General features: G+C 52.8%; 17 protein-coding genes. 8 read left to right on the forward strand and 9 right to left on the reverse strand.

What is annotated here, in order from left to right:
- The first annotated feature begins 326 nt into the window (after positions 1–326).
- Positions 327–2006, forward strand: coding sequence for an L-aspartate oxidase (gene nadB / locus JUK32_RS02970; RefSeq protein ID WP_204137365.1), 1680 nt, complete (start codon positions 327–329; stop codon positions 2004–2006).
- A gap of 49 nt (positions 2007–2055) precedes the next feature.
- Here nadB and JUK32_RS02975 read toward each other — a convergent pair whose 3' ends face one another.
- Positions 2056–3237 carry a histidine kinase gene (locus JUK32_RS02975; RefSeq protein WP_204137366.1) on the reverse strand — a complete coding sequence of 394 codons (1182 nt, stop codon included), beginning with the start codon at positions 3235–3237 and terminating at the stop codon, positions 2056–2058.
- A 467-nt stretch (positions 3238–3704) separates the two neighbouring features.
- On the opposite strand from JUK32_RS02975, the gene JUK32_RS02980 reads away from it, so the two are divergent.
- From JUK32_RS02980 to JUK32_RS03000, 5 genes are all read left to right on the forward strand, one after another.
- Positions 3705–5306, forward strand: a complete 1602-nt coding sequence (locus tag JUK32_RS02980) for a B12-binding domain-containing radical SAM protein (protein WP_204137367.1) — start codon at positions 3705–3707, stop codon at positions 5304–5306.
- A gap of 61 nt (positions 5307–5367) precedes the next feature.
- Positions 5368–5595, forward strand: coding sequence for a hypothetical protein (locus JUK32_RS02985; protein ID WP_204137368.1), 228 nt, complete (start codon positions 5368–5370; stop codon positions 5593–5595).
- Between the two features lie 266 nt (positions 5596–5861).
- Positions 5862–6980 (forward strand): fatty acid desaturase, encoded by a 1119-nt coding sequence (locus JUK32_RS02990; protein WP_204137369.1) that lies wholly within the window; start codon positions 5862–5864, stop codon positions 6978–6980.
- A 185-nt stretch (positions 6981–7165) separates the two neighbouring features.
- Positions 7166–8152: a methyltransferase domain-containing protein gene (locus JUK32_RS02995; RefSeq protein WP_204137370.1), complete on the forward strand. Its 987-nt coding sequence runs from the start codon at positions 7166–7168 to the stop codon at positions 8150–8152.
- Positions 8153–8327: 175 nt separating this feature from the next.
- Complete coding sequence (locus JUK32_RS03000) at positions 8328–9608, forward strand: FAD-dependent hydroxylase (protein ID WP_204137371.1); 1281 nt, start codon at positions 8328–8330, stop codon at positions 9606–9608.
- A 71-nt stretch (positions 9609–9679) separates the two neighbouring features.
- On the opposite strand, the gene JUK32_RS03005 is transcribed toward JUK32_RS03000, so the two are convergent.
- The 6 genes from JUK32_RS03005 to JUK32_RS03030 all read right to left on the reverse strand — a co-directional run bounded on the left by JUK32_RS03005 (position 9680) and on the right by JUK32_RS03030 (position 15631).
- On the reverse strand, positions 9680–10897 hold the full coding sequence (locus JUK32_RS03005) for a trans-acting enoyl reductase family protein (RefSeq protein ID WP_204137372.1): 1218 nt from the start codon (positions 10895–10897) through the stop codon (positions 9680–9682).
- A gap of 6 nt (positions 10898–10903) precedes the next feature.
- A complete protein-coding gene (locus JUK32_RS03010; protein WP_204137373.1) occupies positions 10904–11341 on the reverse strand; it encodes a hypothetical protein in 438 nt (145 codons plus the stop codon).
- Between the two features lie 260 nt (positions 11342–11601).
- Positions 11602–11991 (reverse strand): hypothetical protein, encoded by a 390-nt coding sequence (locus JUK32_RS03015; protein WP_204137374.1) that lies wholly within the window; start codon positions 11989–11991, stop codon positions 11602–11604.
- A gap of 702 nt (positions 11992–12693) precedes the next feature.
- Positions 12694–13743: a hypothetical protein gene (locus JUK32_RS03020; protein ID WP_204137375.1), complete on the reverse strand. Its 1050-nt coding sequence runs from the start codon at positions 13741–13743 to the stop codon at positions 12694–12696.
- Between the two features lie 52 nt (positions 13744–13795).
- Positions 13796–14611 carry an RNA polymerase sigma factor SigF gene (locus JUK32_RS03025; RefSeq protein WP_204137376.1) on the reverse strand — a complete coding sequence of 272 codons (816 nt, stop codon included), beginning with the start codon at positions 14609–14611 and terminating at the stop codon, positions 13796–13798.
- 261 nt (positions 14612–14872) lie between these two features.
- Positions 14873–15631, reverse strand: a complete 759-nt coding sequence (locus JUK32_RS03030; RefSeq protein ID WP_204137377.1) for a dienelactone hydrolase family protein — start codon at positions 15629–15631, stop codon at positions 14873–14875.
- Between the two features lie 82 nt (positions 15632–15713).
- On the opposite strand from JUK32_RS03030, the gene JUK32_RS03035 reads away from it, so the two are divergent.
- The gene (locus JUK32_RS03035) at positions 15714–16103 is read left to right on the forward strand and encodes a BMC domain-containing protein (protein ID WP_204137378.1); all 390 of its coding nucleotides are present in this window, start codon (positions 15714–15716) and stop codon (positions 16101–16103) included.
- Positions 16104–16260: 157 nt separating this feature from the next.
- The gene (locus JUK32_RS03040; protein WP_204137379.1) at positions 16261–17250 is read left to right on the forward strand and encodes a GntR family transcriptional regulator; all 990 of its coding nucleotides are present in this window, start codon (positions 16261–16263) and stop codon (positions 17248–17250) included.
- Here the strand turns inward: JUK32_RS03040 and JUK32_RS03045 are convergent.
- Together JUK32_RS03045 and JUK32_RS03050 are read right to left on the reverse strand one after the other, a co-directional pair.
- Positions 17247–17909, reverse strand: coding sequence for a ribonuclease HII (locus JUK32_RS03045; protein ID WP_204137380.1), 663 nt, complete (start codon positions 17907–17909; stop codon positions 17247–17249). The genes JUK32_RS03040 and JUK32_RS03045 overlap by 4 nt on opposite strands.
- Positions 17902–20031, reverse strand: a complete 2130-nt coding sequence (locus tag JUK32_RS03050) for an Rne/Rng family ribonuclease (protein WP_204137381.1) — start codon at positions 20029–20031, stop codon at positions 17902–17904. Before JUK32_RS03050 ends, JUK32_RS03045 begins: the two co-directional genes overlap by 8 nt.
- Between the last annotated feature and the right edge of the window lie 414 nt (positions 20032–20445).

The raw sequence follows: 20445 nt of genomic DNA on the forward strand, positions 1-20445 counted from the left end.
CGCATCGTTGCGCCTACCTGAATGGCAGGCTGTCACCTCAAGAGTATTTTTCTCTGTAGAAAGTGACCTGCTCCCTACCGATAAGTCGTCATTGCCATAGAGTGATTCGGTTTAGCTGTCTGCTCTGAGATGATTTTTAAGTTTGATGAAGGATCGACGGAGACCACTGGGTCTTCGTCGGTCTTTTTTATTGCCCAGGCTTGATTGGGCGATCGCCCTCAGAGACGCCGAACCCAGCGGGGCGACCCATTGATTGACATCGTTTCCGTCCATGGATTCGACTAAAATGCTCAGAACCCTAATCTGCGTCTGTCGAGGAAAAAGCGTTGCCAGTCCCCACGTTCGATGTTTTGGTCATTGGTAGCGGTGCGGCTGGCCTGTACGCGGCGCTCTGTCTGCCGTCGGACTACCAGGTCGGGCTCATTACCAAAGACGTCTTGAGTCAATCCGCTAGCGATTGGGCACAAGGGGGCATTGCGGCGGCCATCACGACGGAGGATTCGCCCCGCCTACATTTTGCCGACACGTTGCAAGCAGGTGCGGGGCTCTGTGATCCCGCCGCTGTTGATCTGCTCGTCCAACAAGGAGCCGACTGCATCAAATCCTTAGTGGAGTTTGGCGTCCCCTTCGATCGCACCGAGGGGCAACAATTAGCCCTCACGTTAGAAGCGGCGCATTCGCGCAAGCGAGTGCTGCACGCTGCCGACGCCACTGGAAGAGCCGTTGTCAGCACCCTCGCCCACGCCGTCCGGCAGCGCCCAAACATCACCGTGTTTGAACACACCCTGGTATTGGATCTCTGGTGCGAGGCGACGCGCTGTCAGGGCGCGATCGTGGCCGATCAACATAGGCTGGTCCACTGGCCCGCCCGGGCGATCGTGCTGGCGACGGGCGGTGGCGGCCAAGTCTTTGCCCAAACCACCAACCCGCCTGCCAGCACCGGCGATGGTGTCGCGATGGCCTGGCGATCGGGAGCCCAACTGCGAGATTTGGAATTCTTTCAGTTTCACCCCACGGCGTTAAAAATCTCAGGTGCTCCACGATTTCTCATCAGTGAGGCCGTGCGGGGCGAGGGTGCCCACCTCATTGATGCCAATGGCCATCGCTTTACGTTTGACTATCATCCTCAAGGCGAATTGGCCCCCCGTGATGTCGTCAGCCGCGCCATCTACCAGCACTTAACCCACCAGTCCGCCGCAGAACATGATTGTGTCTGGCTCGATCTGAGCCCGATCGCCCCAGACCGCATGGAGTATCGCTTTCCCAACATCATCAAAGTGTGCCAAAAGTGGGGCATCAATCCTTATGAGCAACCGATTCCCGTGTCACCAGCCGCCCACTACTGGATGGGCGGCATCACCACCGACCGTCACAGCAGTTCCACGATTCCAGGTCTTTATGCCGTCGGGGAAGCGGCTAGCACGGGTGTTCACGGAGCGAACCGATTAGCCAGTAATTCTCTGTTGGAATGTTTGGTATATGGTCGTCAGCTCAAACATTTGCAACTGAGTCAGCCCGCGATCGCCGCCCCCCGCCACCACGAATCGACCGCCAAGAACATTCACATCACAGCTGACGAGATCACAAGTCTCCAACAGATTCGGGCGGAGCTGCCTGACTGGGTCTGGCAAGGCGCGGGCATCAGCCGTGATGGTGAAACTTTGGCAAAAACGGATCAAGCGATCGCCCGCCTGCAATCGACTTTTGACCGCTTATCCATCACTCAACAGCTCCTATCCTGTCTGCCCAGCCCACTGGGGGACATCTCCCAGGTTGGCATCGATCCCCTGAGACTCTGGAGCGAGACCCGCAACTTGCTTAACCTGGCCCACCTGATTGTCAAAAGTGCCGCCTTTCGGACTGAAAGCCGGGGAGGACACTATCGCACGGACTTTCCCGAAACCACCGCCGACTGGCAAGTACATACCCTGGTGCAGGGCGATCGCTGGGCGCGCTCTACAGCTTCTGACTCATCGACATCAACAGCTAGGCGCGAATCTTCTTGATCCCTGATGTCGCGTCACGAAATCGGGCAACGGCCTTACCACCGCTCCCCTATGCTGATCGAAAGACTGGCAGCGTAAAATAGAACTCACTGCCCTCATTGGGCACTGATTCAGCCCAAATTTGGCCATAGTGCGCGCGAATAATTCGCCGACACAAGGCCAAACCAATGCCATAGCCATCTTGCGCCTCGTCCCGCTCTAGCCGAAAGCGATCCTCAAAAATCGTTTCCTGCATGGGTGCCGGAATCCCTGGCCCCGTATCTTTAATACACACCTGAATTTTCTGCGTAGTGCGATGCAGGGCTGATACCGACAAACCGCCCCCCTTGGGGGTGTACTTAATCGCGTTATCCAGCAAGTTTGAGAGCACCCGTTGAATTTGCCCCGAATCAACGTATACAAAAGGCAAATCCTGGGGAATATCGATGTCAAGTGCCTGCGATTTCACCTCAACCTTGTTCCGCATTGACGCCAACGTATCCATCACTAAACGTTCCAAAGAAACCGCTTGCGGCTGAATCTGCAACTCAGCTGCGGCCCCCTTAGCAGTTTGCAAAATGTCAGAAATCATCCGATCCATCGCCCAGATTTGGGTCTTGGCATGACGCAACAGCTGTGCAGTCAGCTTCGGCGATAGCGATTTTCGACTGTCTTTTGGCGGATTGCCATACCCCAGCTCTAGGGTCTCCACTGCGATCGATGCCGCTGTCAAAGGATTCCGCAAATCATGGGCCAGCATCGCCACAATGCGGTTCTTAAACTGTAGCTGCGCCGCCAAGTCTTCTTTCTCTTGCTTCAGCTGAAACAGCTCATCTGACAGCTTCATGATCTCAATCGAGTGCGCTAAATCACCTTCAGATAGAACCGACGTCCGTGCCTCTAGCTCCATGGGCAGCGTCGCTTCGGTGGCTTGCTGCGCCTCGGCTTCTTTGCGCCAGTGAGGCCACCATTGATCTAGCTGGGCAAGAATGTTGGTGCCGGAAATAACTTGCTGCTTGCCTGGGGAAAACTTGACTAGAGACGGTGTCGCAATCAGCCGAAAATGCTCGACTAGATACGGCTGCTCGCTAACGTCCACTACCTCTAAGGAAAAGGCCTCTTCGTAATCTAACTCCTTGAGATGCTTACGCAGCTGCTGCACATGCTCGCCGGAGCTAGGACGTTTATCAATAAACAGTAAAAGCTTGATAGAAATTCGATCATGCTCGAATTCATCGTTGAGATGGTTCATCTCGATATTTAAAGCCAATTTAACCGTGTGTCAGGTACGTATAGAATATCGCGAAAGGGTCGAAGACCAAGCCTTGCTGCCCACTTATGAAGAAAATATTAAGCGACTCTTCTGCTAAAGCCAGCGATGCTTGCACCCTGTCCGCGAAACCTGAGTCGATTTATGGACTTGAGAACCTGGAGCAGTCCATTGGCTGACGAACATGAATGCTCCCAGCGATCGCGGCATGCTCAGTGATTTACGTAAGGGATGTATGGCGATCGCTGAATACTCTCCACGGCGGCCCCACTTCGACCAGTTCTGATCGATCAATTAGCCTGAGTTAATCTGCTTTAAAAAGACTGCAGCGTGCTTCTACCAAAGGGCGATCGCCCTTGCCAACAATTATCCAATTCATCAGAAAAATTGATTGCGGTTGTCGTTACCCACTAGCCAGCCTAGGATGGCAAAAAGCACCTCTGGTTTTTATGAACATACTGCTGGTATACCCGCGCTTTCCTCAAAGCTTTTGGTCCTTTGATAAAACGTTAGAGCTGGTCAACTTTAAGGCTCAACTCCCTCCCCTAGGATTAATTACCGTTGCCAGCATTTTGCCGCAGTCATGGCATTATCAATTGGTCGATCGCAATGTCCGACCCGTCACTGAGGCGGAATGGCAGTGGGCCGACATCGTCATCATTTCCGCGATGATCGTCCAAAAGCCCGACTTTTTGGCCAGTATTCAAGAAGCCAAAGCCCACCAAAAATTGGTCGCCGTCGGTGGCCCCTACCCCACCGCCCTGCCCCACGAACTGGAGAGCTCCGGGGCCGATTTTGCCATTTTGGATGAAGGCGAAATCACTCTGCCGCTCTTTGTCGAGGCGATTGAACGCGGCGATCGCAGTGGCACTTTCCGCTCCGATGGTGTCAAGCCCGCCGTGACCGATACCCCCGTTCCCCGCTACGATCTGCTGGAACTTGATGCCTATGCCGAAATGTCGGTTCAGTTTTCGCGGGGCTGCCCCTTTCAATGCGAATTCTGCGACATCATCGTGCTTTACGGTCGCAAACCCCGGACCAAAGAGCCCGATCAACTGTTAGCCGAGCTGCAATGTCTTTATGACTTAGGCTGGCGACGCAGCATTTTCATGGTCGATGACAATTTCATCGGCAATAAGCGCAACGTCAAGCGCTTATTGCAAGCCATGCAACCGTGGATGGCAGAACGCAACTATCCCTTCTCTTTCGCCACTGAAGCTTCTATCGACTTGGCTCAGGATTCTGAGCTCATGCAAATGATGGTGGATTGTAACTTTGGTACCGTCTTCTTGGGCATCGAAACGCCTGATGATGACAGCCTCAACCTCACCCGCAAATTCCAAAACTTACGCGACCCACTGGTGGACTCGGTAAAGGCGATCGCCCACGCCGGTTTACGCGTTATGGCTGGGTTCATCATCGGTTTCGATGGTGAAAAAACTGGCGCTGGCCGCCGCGTCACTCAATTTGTCGAAGAAACCGCCATTCCCACCGCTATGTTCAGTATGCTCCAAGCCTTACCCGACACAGCCCTGTGGCATCGGTTAGCAAAAGAGGAACGCCTGCTCGGTCAAAGTGCCGATGCCAATCAGGTCACCCTGATGAATTTCAGGCCTACCCGCCCCATCGAAGAAATCGCCAACGAATATGTCGAAGCCTTTTGGCAGCTTTACGATCCCCTCGTGGTGCTCAATCGCACCTATCGCCATTTTTTGATGCTCGGTGAAGGCCAAAAACAAGCTTATCAAGGCCGCACCCAGTCAGCCGGCAGCCCTGAAATTAACTGGATAATGGTTCGCGCTTTTCTAATCATCTGTTGGCGGCAGGGGGTCTTGCGCAAAACCCGGTGGCGGTTTTGGGGCAATCTCATCGCCATGCTGTGGCGTTATCCCCACGTCGCGGCCAACTATATCTCCGTCTGTGCCCAAGCCGAGCACTTCATCGATTTTCGCGAACGGGTCAAGGCCAATATTGAAACGCAACTCGCAGCTTATTTGGCTTGCCAACCCGAGCCCGCCCCGACCGCCCCGGCAGCGCAAACAGCGGCATAGCACCTTGACCCAATCGAGATCGTGGGGTTGGGGAAACGACAAGCTTGCATGACAGAGACTGGTGGCGACGAGCATTAACGCGATCGCTCGTCGCCACCCACTAAATAGATCGCTTCCTGGCTGGGACGAGGGAACCGCTGACCAAGCCTTGAACTTCTATGGCGTGCTCGATCAAACGACTCCGGAACTTCCTGATGCCAGTATCGGTCACCTCACCAACCACTCTCCTGGCCAATTCCCACCGGGATGGCGGTTTCACACCTTTCCGATTTGGCAAAGAGAATGCTAGTGTGAACTTCTGTAAACATGCTTGCGATCGGTGATTGATGTTTTTATGTTCAAACATTAGTTTCCATCGAGTAAAGCTAAACGGGCAGCGTGAACTCAAAGCATTGCCGCCGCCTTCAGACCAGAACGGTGGTCTTCGGAGTCATCCCCACAGACCTTGCCCCATTGTTCTAGCCATCTAGAGCCATTTTTAGGGTAAAAGAAGAGTCATCGGCCCACTTCTCTCGTTAAAATTGTGAATCCCTGTTGTGAGGAAAATATTCATTAATGGAGCCCTCCATCAAAAAGTCTGATTTCGTTCTGCGCCCCTACATGAAAAGTAGCAATTTGCGCGCGACTTTCCAGCTGTTAAATACCCTCGTTCCTTACGTGCTCCTGTGGGTACTCGCGGCCAAAGTCGTTGAGCGATCGCCACTTTTGCTCCTGCCCATCATTGGCTTACTCGTTCTATTTTCCTTGCGATGCTTTTCGCTCATGCACGATTGCGGCCATTACTCACTGTTTACCAGTAAGCGCGCCAACCGCATCGCTGGGTTCATCCTGGGCGTGGTGAACGCAATTCCCCAGCATTGGTGGTCGCGGGATCATGCCTATCACCACAAGACGAATGGTGACTGGGAACGTTATCGCAGCATTGGCGACTTTTTATCGACGGATGAATTCGCCCAACTGAGCGCCTTCGATCAAAAGGTCTATGGTCGATTGCGACAGCCTTGGATCATCTTCCCCGGCGGCTTCTTTTACCTCGCCTTTAAGCCTCGGCTAATTCTGATCGCCGAGCTGTGGGGCTGCCTGCGCTACACGTGGCAAGGGTGGCGCAACAATCCCCAGCGTCCTCTGACTGAGATCATTTCGACTTATCAGCCGCAGCAATGGAACGGCACCGACGAGTTTTGGGATATTTTGCTGAATAATCTGGTCGTGCTAAGTACCTGGTGGGTGCTTTGCCACTATTTGGGCACGGCTTTCTTTTTGGGTACCTATGCAGTTGTGTTGACGTTCTCGGCAGCCCTCTTCATCTGTGTTTTCTTCGTTCAGCACAACTTTGAAGGCTCCTATGCCCACCGAACGGAGGGCTGGGACTATTTACAAGGGGCGATCGCGGGCAGCAGCTATCTTGCCCTGCCAGGAATTCTCAAATGGTTTACAGCGGATATCAGCTACCACAGCATCCATCACCTGTCTGAGCGCATTCCCAACTATCGGCTACGCGCTTGTCATGAGCACAACCGTCATCTGCTAACCCAAGTCACCACCATCCGGTTCCGTGATTGGTTAGCCTGTTCCAAATTGATTTTGTGGGATGCTCGCAATAATCAACTCGTTTCCATCGAGCAGTTTTATCAGCAGGATCAAGCTCAGCGCATGACTCCAGTGGCGAGTTAGTTCTGAGGTTTTCAGGGGCAGGGTAGTTCTCCTGGGCAAGTTTCACCCTGCCCCCTACAGGTAGGCTCGGGCCGCTTTGCTGACGGCAAATTCATGCCGCAGTCAGGGCGAAAACCTGTCAGTGTTTACGAACTCGATCTACAATCATTAGAGAACAGATTAATTATTGTTAAGGGTTCCTTTCGATGGTTGTGTATTTTGCCCTGGGGCTAATTGCAGTGTTGTTGGTGGTTGGCACTATCATCTACTTAGCAACTCCCCGCAGTTACGAGTCCTCCAGTACAGTCGCTAACTCCTACGACCAGTGGACACAAGACGGCATCTTGGAGTTCTACTGGGGAGAACACATTCACCTGGGGCACTACGGATCGCCGCCCCGCCGCAAAGACTTTCTCAAAGCTAAATCTGATTTCGTCCATGAAATGGCTCGCTGGGCCGGACTAGACACCTTGCCAAGGGGCACCACGGTTTTAGATGTCGGATGCGGCATTGGCGGCAGCAGCCGGATCTTAGCCCGTGACTACGGCTTCTCGACCACCGGCATCACAATTAGTCCACAGCAGGTGAAACGGGCCGGTGAATTAACCCCGGAAAACCTGACGGCTAAGTTTCAGGTGGATGATGCCCTTGATTTATCGTTCCCCGACAATAGCTTTGACGTCGTTTGGTCAATTGAGGCTGGGCCTCACATGCCCGACAAAGAAAAGTACGGTGCGGAAATGCTGCGCGTGCTGAAACCCGGCGGCATTCTCGTCGTTGCCGACTGGAACCAGCGGGACGATCGCCGTAAACCCTTGAATTTCTGGGAAAAGCCAGTCATGCGCCAACTCCTAGACCAATGGTCGCATCCGTCCTTTTCCAGCATCGAAGGGTTTTCTGAGCAGTTAGAAGCCACTGGCCTCACCGATGGACAGGTCACGACTGCTGACTGGACTCGCGAAACTCTGCCGTCTTGGCTAGACTCCATTTGGCAAGGCATCATTCGCCCTAAAGGCTTGGTACAATTTGGCTTCGGTGGTTTCATCAAGTCCTTACGCGAAGTGCCGACGATGCTGCTGATGCGGCTAGCATTTGGGGCAGGGCTATGCCGATTTGGCATGTTCAAGGCTCGCAAAATCAATAACTTGCCCCAGTCACAACAATCAGCCGTGGGCGAGACCATTAACGCCTAAATCGCCCACCCTCTAAATCGATACTAATGGTGTTTAAGAGCCCTGGCATTGCCCATAAACGGCCATGCGCAGGGCTTTTGACGATCACAGAGCGAGCCTACTACGCCGCACAATTTGGCCAAGCACGTTACAGTCAAATTGCAGCCTTTGAGTTCGTTATCCAAGTCCGTAAGTCATGCCAGAGTTACTATCTACCGAAGATTCGCAGTCCATCCACAGCCACAGCTGCGATGTTGCCATTGTCGGCGGCGGTGTTGTTGGCACGACTCTCGCCGCCGCCCTAGGCAAGTCCGGCTTGTCGGTGACCATTATTGAAGCCCAAACCTTAGAAGGTGCAGCCGCCCGGGAACGGGGCTATGCGCTCTCACCTTTATCGGGTCAAATTCTCGATGGCATTGGCGTCTGGGAGCGCATTTTTCCCTATATCGGTAAATACCACGACATCTATTTGTCTGATGCCGACTGTCCCCGATTAGTGAAGTTTCATCCTCAAGATCTGGGTATCGAGTTTTTGGGCTATGTGGGCGAACATCGCATCATGTTGCGCGCCCTGCAAGATTTCATCAACACTGAATGTGAAACCGTGCAATGGCTTTGCTCGGCGCGCCTCAACCAAGTCACCTACCAGTCTGAGGGGGCGACGCTTGATCTCGAAGTCGAGGGAAAACCTCAGCAGGTGCGATCGCGGTTGGTCGTCGGGGCCGATGGCCCACAATCCTACATTCGGCAAACTGCGGGCATTAAAACCTGGGGTTGGAAGTATTGGCAGTCTTGCCTGACGTTTATGATCACCCATACTGCAAGCCGCAACGACATTGCTTTTGAGCGGTTTTGGCCCGATGGCCCGATGGGGGTCTTGCCATTAGCAGGGAATCGTTACCATATCGTGTGGACGGCTCCCCATGCCGAAGCCAAAGCCCTGCAACGGCTTAATGAAGATGAATTTCTCGCTGAGTTGGAATATTACACCAGCGGTTTTTTGGGCAAGCTCACGCTGACCAGCGATCGCCACGTTTTCCCCGTACAGCTCTTGCAAAGTCGGCAATATGTCCGCCCACGAGTCGCGTTGGTCGGTGATGCCGCCCATCGTTGCCACCCGGTCGCTGGGCAAGGTCTCAACCTAGGCATTCGAGATGCCGCTGCCTTAGCGCAAGTGTTGACTAAAGCCCACGCTCGGGGGCAAGATCTTGGCGACCTAGCCGTTTTGAAGCGTTACGAACGCTGGCGGAAAGTCGAAAACCTAGCGATTCTCGGCTTCACCGATTTCCTTGACCGCATATTTTCTAATCGCTGGTGGCCCATTGTCAAAATCAGACGATTTGGCCTCTGGCTATTACGCAATGTTCCATTACTCAAGGTTCTGGCCCTGAAATTCATGACCGGATTCTGGGGCCGTCGCCCTACTTTATCTCGGACAAAAACCGCCAAACCAGCGGTCTCAGGCGGCTTACGATAGCGCTCTTCTCGGCCCCTATCTTCTGACTCGCGAACAGTACCAAGAGACTTTTTCATATCGACCAGTCTCGCTCAATTGAGCACTGTGAAAGTCACTCCAGCCCATTTAGGCAAGCGCTCCAGCAGTTGGGAGCCCATCAATGAAGCGGGCGTCCAAAAGCCTCCAGGCTGGGAGCTGTCCTTCAAATCTTTAGCCAGGCAAATGCTCGCTTGCGCAATGAGCTTAGCCGTAGAACCGTACCCCGGATCGCGATCGCCCTTAACTTGAGTCTTCAGCACCTGACCATCCGCAGTTTTGCCGATCAACCGCAAATCATAAAAACCCTGGTTCTGCGCCTCAGGACTCGGACCTTCTCCCGGTTTCGGCAAAAGAGTAGTTTCTAGCAGCTCACGTAGCGGTGGAATGGCAGTTGCCAGCACTAACCCATCTAAACCGAACTTAAGTCCTTGGGCCACCAACCAGCCAATTGGCCCCCCTCGAGTTAAAATTCCTTCCTCATAGCGAAAGTCAGTGCCGTAGGCATAGTTCTGCAAGTAGTTCGAACGTAACACCACCCGTACATTTACATCAGCCATGACAAAGGGAGTCACCCACTCTTGAAAGTCTTGATCAAACTGCACTGGGATCAACGGTCGTGAATGGGTGTCGAGTTGTTGACTATCGGGACACAAAAAGTAGGGGTTTTGCAAAGCTCTGCGTAAATCAGGGTCGTCCATCGCCTCTTTGACCAAATTCAGCCCACTGGCAATGGTGCCCCCGGAGACACCGCCTTGAGCGGCCATCACTCGCATATTGACGACTTCACAAGGGTGTTGATATCGCTGCTGCGCCTGACTTTGCAAATGATACACACCCAGATCAGAGGGAATAGAGTCAAACCCACAACAGGGCACGATATAGGCTCCAGATTCCGCCGCCTGCACCTGATGTTGATCCAACATGCGACGAATCCACTGCGATTCCCCCGTTAAGTCACAATAATGCGTCCCAGTCTCAGCACAGGCTTTGACCAAGCGATCGCCATACAAAGCGTATGGCCCGACGGTGGAAAGCACCACGCGCGTCTGCAAACACATTGCCCGCAACGTTGCGTCATCATCGGCATCGGCCACGATCTGCGCAATTGCTGCCGACCCAGGTGCTAAGCGATCGGCCAGCACTTTGAGTTTGCTCGCACTTCGTCCCGCGATCGCCCATCTCAGCGATTCACGCTCACTCTGCTGCACCAGAGCTTGGCAAACTAGCTGGCCAACAAAGCCAGTCGCCCCAAACACCACCACATCAAACATGCGCCATTATGCCGACTCTTCCAGTGAGTTACTAAATACATCAAAGACTTGTTGACAGCAGTGCTTCAGGCGATCGCCCGCCGCTGTTTCCGGCACGGTCTCCCCAGAAAACCGCCAGCGATGAATGGTCGAAAACGTCCATTGCTTACCACGGTGGTCATAACCACCAATTTCCATACCAATGACTCGCTTATCTTGGCTATCCGGATCATCGTAGAAACGAATTTGCAGCAATAGACTCCGACAATGAAATAGTCGGCTCACACCTGGAAAATGCAAACCAATGTCAATAGAATCAGGATCCACAAGCGAACGAGTGTCCTGATCATTCGTCCAGGGTTTCAGATCAACCCTTAAATCAGGAAACTCTAGCTTAAATAAGCGCACAACGGTCGCAATTTTGCTCGCGAACTCGATACTGGTTGCCTGCTCGGCTGCGTTCACACTTTACCTTCCCTGAAAACGCAACTTTCAACCTAAGATAACGCTTCAGTTTCTACAGTCAACCTTGTAACGGACTCAGGCAAGATCACCAAACTCCACCAAAACAATATTCAGCCATTCCTGCGCCACTAGCTAAACAATGATCGAACGTCCCATAGACACCATGAGTGCACACCATACCTACTACAGAATAGGCCTCAAGCAATGACGAGAGACAGCATCGTAAATTGGCAAGTTGTTAACTGACGCGCTGTTTGGGCCTACAATTCAGTCCCAACGGATGAGTAGTGGGCTTGGCAAGTCGATAAAATCGCCATCTCAGATTCTCCAGGGGTGCCAAGCTCATAAAAGCCATCGAGTGCCAGCACTAAATCTGAACTACCCGCCGCCGCTATCTGGACATCATCAGTCACTAATGCGATCGCATAGCCGTAAACTTCTTGCGTGTAGCTATTCGTGATCTGCAAGGCGAGCTCATTACCGTCACGAGATCCTTGAAAGCAATCAAATGACGATTGGGGCATAAACATAGCCCCCACCAAATGCGCGTCTTGCGCCGAAAACACCATATATGCAGCGCCCAAAGCCTCTAGCTCGGGCGCTGAACCATATAGGTAAAGACCATCTGCAATCACGTCAGACTGAGGCACTGCCGCATCTGACAAATCAGCGCTAGGGAATTGACCAGCAGTTGCTACAGTGCATAGCATCAAGCTGCCAGCTACGCCACTTAGCAGCAATTGCCAGTAACCACAATGCGATGAGTCATGGCGGCTAGCAACTGAAACAGTAGAATTGAGAACTGTCTTGAAATATGCACCGACGCCCATTACTCATCAACTCCTTTCTTATTAATTGCTTATCATATTTATTAGAGGAACCAATCCCCTATAAACACATTAGAGGACTGATTGGCCGCCTCAGCGCGAGATCGTCTAGAGCGTAATATCTCTTTGTATCAACCCTTGAAAACGGCTCCCTGAGGGTGATCGAGGTCACATGAAGTGTGATGTCTCAGAAGCCTCAATTTGAAAATAGCGTGTTCTCAATCGTCATATCTAGTGATGAGTGACAGACTTTCAACTGGTCAGCAGCAGTCCATCAGTGCTGTAGCGAGGCTTGACATTTAGACTAAAACCAGGGTCAAGAATCATCCAGGTTATTAACACCTTGACGCCGTAAACAAGCTAGATTGAGCTGATCAGCAGAGTCTTCTGGCGCAAACAAAGTAACGCTACGATAAAGCTCGCCCTCTTTGTGAATCAAGAGAAGCGAGCCAATTGATACTGAGACTAATGCGCTCAAATGAATCGGCCCCATCCAGGCATGTCCCGGAAGCTGGCGCTGATTATTTACGGCAAGGATACTGGTTGTATGGGTGGGAGCATCGGTACTGAGGCAACTGCCGACGCAGTGGAGTCACCACCATTCCCCGGCTCATCAGGGGACACATTGGAACCAACAGGCAAGGCAATTTCTTGACCTCTTTCTTCCAGTACCACCACCGGCGCTGAACCCGCACGATTTTCAATTCGCTTAACCAGTACGGTGCCATTGGCGATGCGATCGCCAACCTTCACATATCGACTTGTGGGCTCATTAGGAGCCTTGACAATGGCATAAGACTCGCCATTCACGCTAGCCACTCCAGTTACCTGTACTTGAGATGCCAAAACCGTAGGTTCAGGTAATTCAGGCAACTCAGTCGGTGGCCTTGCTGTGCCATTGCCTGGGGTGCCTTGTCCGCCTCCAGGTGTCGCCCCTCCTCCAGGTTGGGCAGGGGGAGTGCTGCCAACGTTGGGCTGGTTGGCCGGACCAGGGCCACCGCCATTGGCTGGGGCTGGGGGCGGCGCTGCCGGAGGTGGCGCAATTGGCACAAAGGCGTAGGGGTCGTTCCGCTCTTTGTTGATTTCGTTAAATCTTTCGTTAGGGTCGGTGGAAGGCAGTAACTCAGCCCGGGCAATCTCGGCAGCTGTCGGCAACCCAGGCAACATCGCTTCCTCGAACAATTCACCGTCGCCTGCATCAGCCGTTTCTCCTTCAGAGGCCGGGTCTGGCACGACTGCTGAATCGCTAGGGACCTCAACGCCATCGCTTTCAATGACAAAGCCCTCTTCTTGGTCAACGCCATTACGAGCACTCAAGAAAGCCAACCCCCCCCCTAGAGGAATCGGCAACACCATAGCTAGCAAGCCCAGCAAGCTCATAAGCAAACTATTGCGAGCCCACTTACGCTGCCTCCAAAACTTAATACAGAATACTAACAGCGCAAATGGCACTAACAGCGCGAGCACTCCCCAGAGGGTACTGACTCGAAAGGCATCCACTACGCCAATAATGCCCCCTATCAAGGAGAGTAAAACTCCTAGTAAGAACAGCAGTAATAACAGCATGGCGCTCATGGCTTTGCCTCCTCGCCCATTGTTTAGTCAGCTAATGCTTTTTAACGATAGCTCACTTCTTATCGGATGGAACGTTTTCAACAGCCTCATCTTCGGCAGCCACAACCATTACTCTTTTCAGATGCTTTAAACCCTGTTTGACGCGTCGCGAAACTGTAACCGAACTAATACCGAGACGTTCGGCAGTTTCTTTCTGAGTCAGATCTTGTAAAAAGACAAATTCTAGGATGTTGCGAGTGCGTTCTTCTAACTGTTGAAGAGCTTGGTGGAGGCGAATGCGATCCTCTTCGGCTAGCTGGAAGCTGCGGTATTTTGGATCGGGCAGCATATCTGACAAGGAAGCTGAATCCGTATCCTCATCCAACATCGGGGCGTCTAAGCTCAGTAAAGAGCGATTGCGAATAGCGAGTTTTACTTCACTCCATTCGGCTAAAGAAATCTCTAAATAATTGGCAATCTCATGATCTGTAGGCTGACGGTTTAGCTGTTCTCGTAAAGCAGTAATCGCTTGGCGAGACTGGCCAGCAAGACTATGCCATTTGCGCGGGATGCGTACCGTACTACTGCGATCGCGTAAATAGTGCTGGATTTCACCGCGAATGTAGGGGATTGCGAACGAGCTAAACGCAAAACCCTTGGTCAATTCAAACCGCTCAATCGCGCGAATCAAACCCAGGCTACCGACCTGCATCAAATCATCAAAAGATTCATCAGATTGTCGGATCCAACGATGGGCTTCACGTCTCACCAGCCCTAGGTTTAACTGAACCAACTGATTCCGAATTGCGGGTTGGCGATTTTGCTGATAAAGCTGAAGTAGCTCAGCTGTTTTACCTTTCAGATCCGAATGAAGGGTTGAGGAGGTCATGCTAATTCCGTGACGATTCTAGTGAAGGGGAAACGAGGCCGTCCAAAATGACTGCTAGACGTTTTAGATTGCTGTTTTCTAGTCCAAGACTCAATGCTTAGTGAACGATAAGCGTTGCATAAGATTTTCAGGATATTTGCATGCACCCATACCTAACCCTAATTATCTGCTTCATGGTCAACAATGTTGAATTCACTGATTCCGGAACTGCCTCAAAAAACTTCATATAAGTGGAACAGCGTGGAAATCAGTGGCATCTGACTAACCCACATCCACGAGCTTTTCTTGAAACAGTCTCAAGGCATGGGTCCAGGCATCTTGCGCAGCGATGGAATCGTAGCTAGTGCGTTGATCGCAGAAGAAACCGTGGGTGGCGTTGGGATATCGGTAAATACGGTGCTCAACTCGATGCGTCCTTAATGTATCTTCAAGTGCATCCACTTCAGCGACAGTAATTAAGGGATCTTGCATCCCGAAAAAAGCGTACACTGTCCCTTGTATGTCTGCGGTACGGCTCAGGGTCGGTGCTCCGCCCCCCGGAGTGAACTGGCCAATGCCAGCACCGTAAAAGCTGGCGGTAGCTTGTATCGCTGGCAAAGTGGCTGCGAGGTAGGCCACATGTCCGCCAAAACAAAAGCCGATGCAGCCCACTGCTGCAGGGACATCCGCAAAGTGCTGTTGGACGTAAGCGATCGCCCCTTGGATGTCACTCAGTAGTTCATCGGCCTGGGTGGCATTTTTGTATTGCCGCCCTAAGGCGAGCGCGGCTTCGTCATAGCCCACTGCAAAGCCAGGCGCTTGACGATGGTAGATGTGAGGAGCGATCACAATATAGCCTTGCTGGGCAATGCGTTCTGTTACGGCGCGAATATGATCATTCACCCCAAACACCTCTTGAATCACCACAACAGTCGGACAGTCCGTAGATTCGGTAGGATGAGCAAGATATGCTGGAATCGCGAGTCCCTGACTGAGAATGTCGACTGTGTGCGTTTGAATGGGAGGAGTTGCTGCTGCCATTAGTTCACCACAGGTTGAATGCATGACCGATTTACATTAAAAAGGTTCAGCTATAAGCCTGTCGAGAGGCGGTCGACTGGTAATGCCAGAAATCCACCTCAGCCAGCAACTCGCTGAACAATTACTGAGTACGAGGCCAGTCAACATGCAGCAAGCCATTGGTGTGGTCGAAACCTGCGGCATGCCCGGAGCATTAGTGATTGCCGACATGATGGGCAAGGGCGCAAACATCCAAGTCGTCGGGCTAGAAAACATCGACTCAGGGCGCATTAGCGTGATTATTCGAGGCTCGACAGGAGCGGTACAAGCGGCCATTGCTGCCGTTCAGGTTGCCCAAACCAATGATCCAGGTGTGGCCCTCCTTGGGCATCACATTGTACCTTGTCCGGACAATGCGGTTGAGCCAATGGGTCTGCCCCGTCCAAACCGCAGCTTCTCTCAAGACAACAGTGTCGAGTGGCTAGACGACTAGACCACCAAATATTAAAGTGTCACATTTTGTTGAATTAACATTAATTATCGGACAGGCTGATTCAGCCTTATGTGAGAAGGGTTCATCGCGGCACTGACGATGCTGCACTACCTCGGAAACAATGCCCCGGTGATGGGGTGCACTGGGAGAGCTATCTGTGCTTAAGTTCCACATCCAAACTGACAGTGAAATTCCAGCATCTACACAACTCTATGACCAGTTGTGGTTTGCGATCGCCTCGCGACAGTTTCCCCCAGGGTATCGGTTACCCAGTACCCGTCAGTTGGCGATGCAAACCGGGCTGCACCGTAACACGATTAGCAAGGTCTATCGGCAGCTAGAAGAGGCGGGCGTCGTGGAAGCGCAGCCCGGCTCAGGAATCTACGTCCGAGCGCACTCGACGGTCGAAAGCTCTCGTCCCCATTTAGGCTTGTGGGATAAATTTCCCAAGTCTCGGAAAGTTGTTGAAGATGTATTGGACGAGTTGCTGCGGCAGGGCTGTTCTCTGAATCAAGCCCGTGAACTGTTTTTTGCTGAAGTGGACTGGCGGTTGCGGTGTAGCGCCCGCGTTTTAGTCACGGTGCAGAGTCAAGATTTGGGCGCAGGTGAGCTGATCGTGCGCGAATTAGAGGCGGCTTTACACATTCCGGTGCAATTAGTGGCGTTGGAAGAGTTGGAAGATAGCCTGGCACAAGCGCGTTCTGGGACGGTGGTAACGAGTCGCTATTTTTTGGCGGAGGCAGAAGCGATCGCTGGCCCCAAGTCCGTGCGCGTGATTCCCATCGATATTTACGACTACAACCGAGAGTTGGGGCTACTCAAGGAGTTGCCCCAGGACACCTGTTTAGGCATGGTCAGCCTGAGTTCTGGTATCTTACGTGCAGCCGAAGTGATTGCCTACAGCTTACGGGGCGAAGATGTGCTGGTGATGACGGCACAAACCGAGGATGCCTACAAACTAAATGCGCTGGTGCGGAGCGCCCAAACCATCGTGGTGTTTGACCAAGCTAGTTTGCCCGTAGTCAAGCAAGCCATCACTAGTGCCCGCGAAGACTTGATCAGAGCGCCGCAAATCGTCGTTTGCGACAACTATATAGGCGAAAAATCGATCAATCTATTGAAGCGGGAACTCGGTTTGGAAAGCTAAGGGATGCAGTCAGATTCTGGCAATAAGCTCAGCTGCTGAGCCACTTTGAAAGATTGACGATGCTGGGTCGATCGCCCTAATTTGGCAATGGCTTCCCGGTGTCGGGCACTCCCGTATCCTTTGTTGGAAGCCAGATCATAACCGGGGTAGCGACGATCAAGACGCACAATGAGGGCATCGCGCCATACCTTTGCCAAAATACTGGCGGCGGCGATCGCCACATCCAGCTGATCGCCCTTAATCACCGTCTGCTGAGGAATGGCAAGCTGAGGAATGCGTTGATTGCCATCCACTAAACACAGTTCGGGAGTGACCGCGAGGCGACCAATTGCCCGACGCATTGCCAGAAGCGAGGCTTGCAAAATATTCCATCGGTCAATTTCATGGACGGTCGCCATACCCAGGGCATAGGCCATAGCCTGCGATTGAATATGGGGCACCAAAGCGGCTCGCCGGGGGGCCGTCAAGCGCTTACTGTCAGTCACGCCAAGGGCAGCCAAGTCTAATCTTGTGCTGGCATCAAGAATGACTGCCCCAGCCACCACGGGGCCAAACAAAGCCCCCCGCCCCACTTCATCAACGCCTGCAATGATAGTCGCAGGCGCAGATACTGCCTCTGATGAAGTCGCCGCCGCCTGGGTGTTACTAGCTTTAATCATCGTCTCCGCTAGCCGACGACCGACGACGACGACGACGAGTTTTCGGTGCGGGTTCAACAGCTGCTTCGGTCGCATCACTCGCAGTCGCGTTCTCGGTGCTGACTTCGGCAGCCTCAACCGCCACCGTCACCGCTGAGTCTGTCGCACTCCCATTTCCGTCAGCCGGGGCAGTGGGTTGGCCACGAGACTTAAGGATCGGCTCCGTGACAGTTGCACTGGGTTCCTCTGCACTGGGTTCCTCAGGCACTGCATCGGCATTTTCCTGGGAACTACTCTCACTGCTGGCATCTGACAGTTGTACTGCCTCTCCTGGTAACACAACCTGGACGATCGCGTTTTTCGCGTCTTTGATTTCCTTCGTGCTCAACACCAGCGGTGAAATGCCCATCATGGCGTAGACACTTTGCTCTTCGAGCGTCATTTCCACCACAACTTTTTCGGGCGGTGCCGCTGGCTTGCGATCGCCCCGCCCCCCCCGGCTACGGCTAGACCGACTGCTACTGGAACCGGAACTGGAACTAGAACTAGAACTGGAATTAGGACTGGAACTAGAACTAGAACTGGATTCATTGCTAGTCGACTTGGTCGGCTCCGCTGGCGCTGACTCGGCAGTAACGGGAGCAGGAGTAGAGGGCCGCGAATTGTCACTGCTTTTGCCATTACTGCGACTGGGTGCCGGAGAATCACGACGCCGCCGACGGCGGCCTCCTCGGTTACTTTTTGACTCTTGATAACTGGGATGATGGAGCAAATCCAGTTCTTGCAAATCCGAATGCGGCTCTAAATCTTCCACATAGGCTTCTTTCAAAGAGGGATGAGCGCGATTACTGATACCGGCCGGTTCACGAGTCGTCTCAGCCACAGGCGCATTCACGGTAGAAGGCTGCTCACCCGGCAAATGCACCACATGCCCCAAGCCACCGCAGGTGGGGCAGGGTCGGCCAAACAGTTCGTAAAGGTTTTGGCCCTGGCGCTTCCGAGTCAACTCAACCAGCCCTAGTTCTGAGAGTTGCGAAATTTGGGGCCGTGATTTGTCAGCTCGCAGCGCTCGGTTAAAGGTTTCCAACACTTGGAGTTGGTCACGGCGCGAGTCCATGTCGATAAAATCAACAATGATGACGCCTGCCACGTTGCGCAATCGCAGCTGTCGAGCAATTTCTTCCGCTGCTTCGCAGTTCGTCCAGAGCACCGTTTCGCGCGCGGTAGCGGAGCGCGTAAACGATCCAGAGTTCACGTCGATGACGGTTAGAGCTTCGGTGGGCTCTATGATGATGTATCCGCCCGAGGGTAAGTCAACCCGTGGCTGGATGGCTTCCCGAATCGCTGCGTTTACCCGAAAAAATTCCAACAAGGGTACGCGATCGCGGTGGTGATCGATCAAGACCCCGGGCGGAATCCGCCCGGCATTCCAATTCATCAAATGCTGCTTCACCCGTTTCAACCCCGTGTGGGAATCCGTCACAATGCGATTCACATCGGCGCTATGGACGTCTCGCAGCACCCGCTGGATGAAGTCATCATCACGATTCAGCAATTCTGGCGGGCGCTTGGTTACCGCCTCTTGCTGAATGCTTTCCCACTGTTTTTGCAGCGACTCTAAATCCTCAATAATGGCTTCTTCGGGCACATCTTCAGCTTCTGTGCGCACCAGCAACCCCATGCCCGCTGGTTTGAGCAAGATCGCTAAGGCTCGCAGGCGATTCCGTTCTTGTTCATTCTGAATGCGGCGGGAGAGATTAACGCCTTTGCCGTAGGGCATCAACACGAGATAACGTCCCGGCAACGTGACATTACCGGTGAGCCGCGGGCCTTTGTTGCCGGTGGGCTCCTTCATGATTTGCACCAGCACTTTTTGCTGTGGTGCCAATAACTCAGTGATCGAACCGGCAGACCGCTTGAGCCGCAGCGGTCCTAAATCCGTAACGTGCATAAACCCGTTGCGCTCACTATCGCCAATATTGACAAAAGCGGCGTCAATGCCGGGCAACACATTTTCGACAGTGCCCACATAGATGTCGCTAACCTGATGTGTCCCGGTGGCAACAATGAGTTCCTGTATCTGATCTCCTTGAAAAACAGCAGCAATGCGATGCTGTTCAGCAATAACAATCTGCTTAGGCATTCAATATCCTCAAATCTTGTAATGATTCGACTCCGCCTAATAACGCTGCGGCAGCGAACCGTAATAAAACAAACAATGCTGTCTTTCAGAAGCGAACATCACTGCCGTTGACCAGTAACGACGCAGGCAGGCGGAAAGCGATCGCAGGTGGCTCATTCACCTTCGAAGAACCCAGACGGCCTCAAACAGCCGCAAGCAACACTATCCCAGGGTTACCAAAATCTTTGTCGAATCTCAAAAATTCTGACAGAAGCCTTTGGTAATCGACTGTAGCCGGCTCTCTTGCTTGTTAATGCTCAAGCCTAAGCACAGGTCTGCTTCTGTTGGATGCATTATAGCGCCCAATGACTAGAACAACCCCTTCTATTAACAAAACCTCCGCTCAGCCCTGTTACAACAGTCACTAAGCGGAGG

This window comes from Halomicronema sp. CCY15110, assembly GCF_016888165.1.
Taxonomy (GTDB): Bacteria; Cyanobacteriota; Cyanobacteriia; order Phormidesmidales; family Phormidesmidaceae; genus Halomicronema.

What these genes read in the sequence shown, in the direction of transcription:
- JUK32_RS02990 (WP_204137369.1), top strand. Translation starts at nt 5,862, where the DNA reads ATGGAGCCCTCCATCAAAAAGTCTGATTTCGTTCTGCGCCCCTACATG.
- JUK32_RS02980 (WP_204137367.1), top strand. Translation starts at nt 3,705, where the DNA reads ATGAACATACTGCTGGTATACCCGCGCTTTCCTCAAAGCTTTTGGTCC.
- JUK32_RS03045 (WP_204137380.1), bottom strand. Translation starts at nt 17,909, where the DNA reads ATGATTAAAGCTAGTAACACCCAGGCGGCGGCGACTTCATCAGAGGCA.
- JUK32_RS03005 (WP_204137372.1), bottom strand. Translation starts at nt 10,897, where the DNA reads ATGTTTGATGTGGTGGTGTTTGGGGCGACTGGCTTTGTTGGCCAGCTA.
- JUK32_RS02995 (WP_204137370.1), top strand. Translation starts at nt 7,166, where the DNA reads ATGGTTGTGTATTTTGCCCTGGGGCTAATTGCAGTGTTGTTGGTGGTT.
- JUK32_RS03050 (WP_204137381.1), bottom strand. Translation starts at nt 20,031, where the DNA reads ATGCCTAAGCAGATTGTTATTGCTGAACAGCATCGCATTGCTGCTGTT.
- JUK32_RS03025 (WP_204137376.1), bottom strand. Translation starts at nt 14,611, where the DNA reads ATGACCTCCTCAACCCTTCATTCGGATCTGAAAGGTAAAACAGCTGAG.
- JUK32_RS03030 (WP_204137377.1), bottom strand. Translation starts at nt 15,631, where the DNA reads ATGGCAGCAGCAACTCCTCCCATTCAAACGCACACAGTCGACATTCTC.
- JUK32_RS03020 (WP_204137375.1), bottom strand. Translation starts at nt 13,743, where the DNA reads ATGAGCGCCATGCTGTTATTACTGCTGTTCTTACTAGGAGTTTTACTC.
- JUK32_RS03000 (WP_204137371.1), top strand. Translation starts at nt 8,328, where the DNA reads ATGCCAGAGTTACTATCTACCGAAGATTCGCAGTCCATCCACAGCCAC.
- JUK32_RS03035 (WP_204137378.1), top strand. Translation starts at nt 15,714, where the DNA reads ATGCCAGAAATCCACCTCAGCCAGCAACTCGCTGAACAATTACTGAGT.
- JUK32_RS02975 (WP_204137366.1), bottom strand. Translation starts at nt 3,237, where the DNA reads ATGAACCATCTCAACGATGAATTCGAGCATGATCGAATTTCTATCAAG.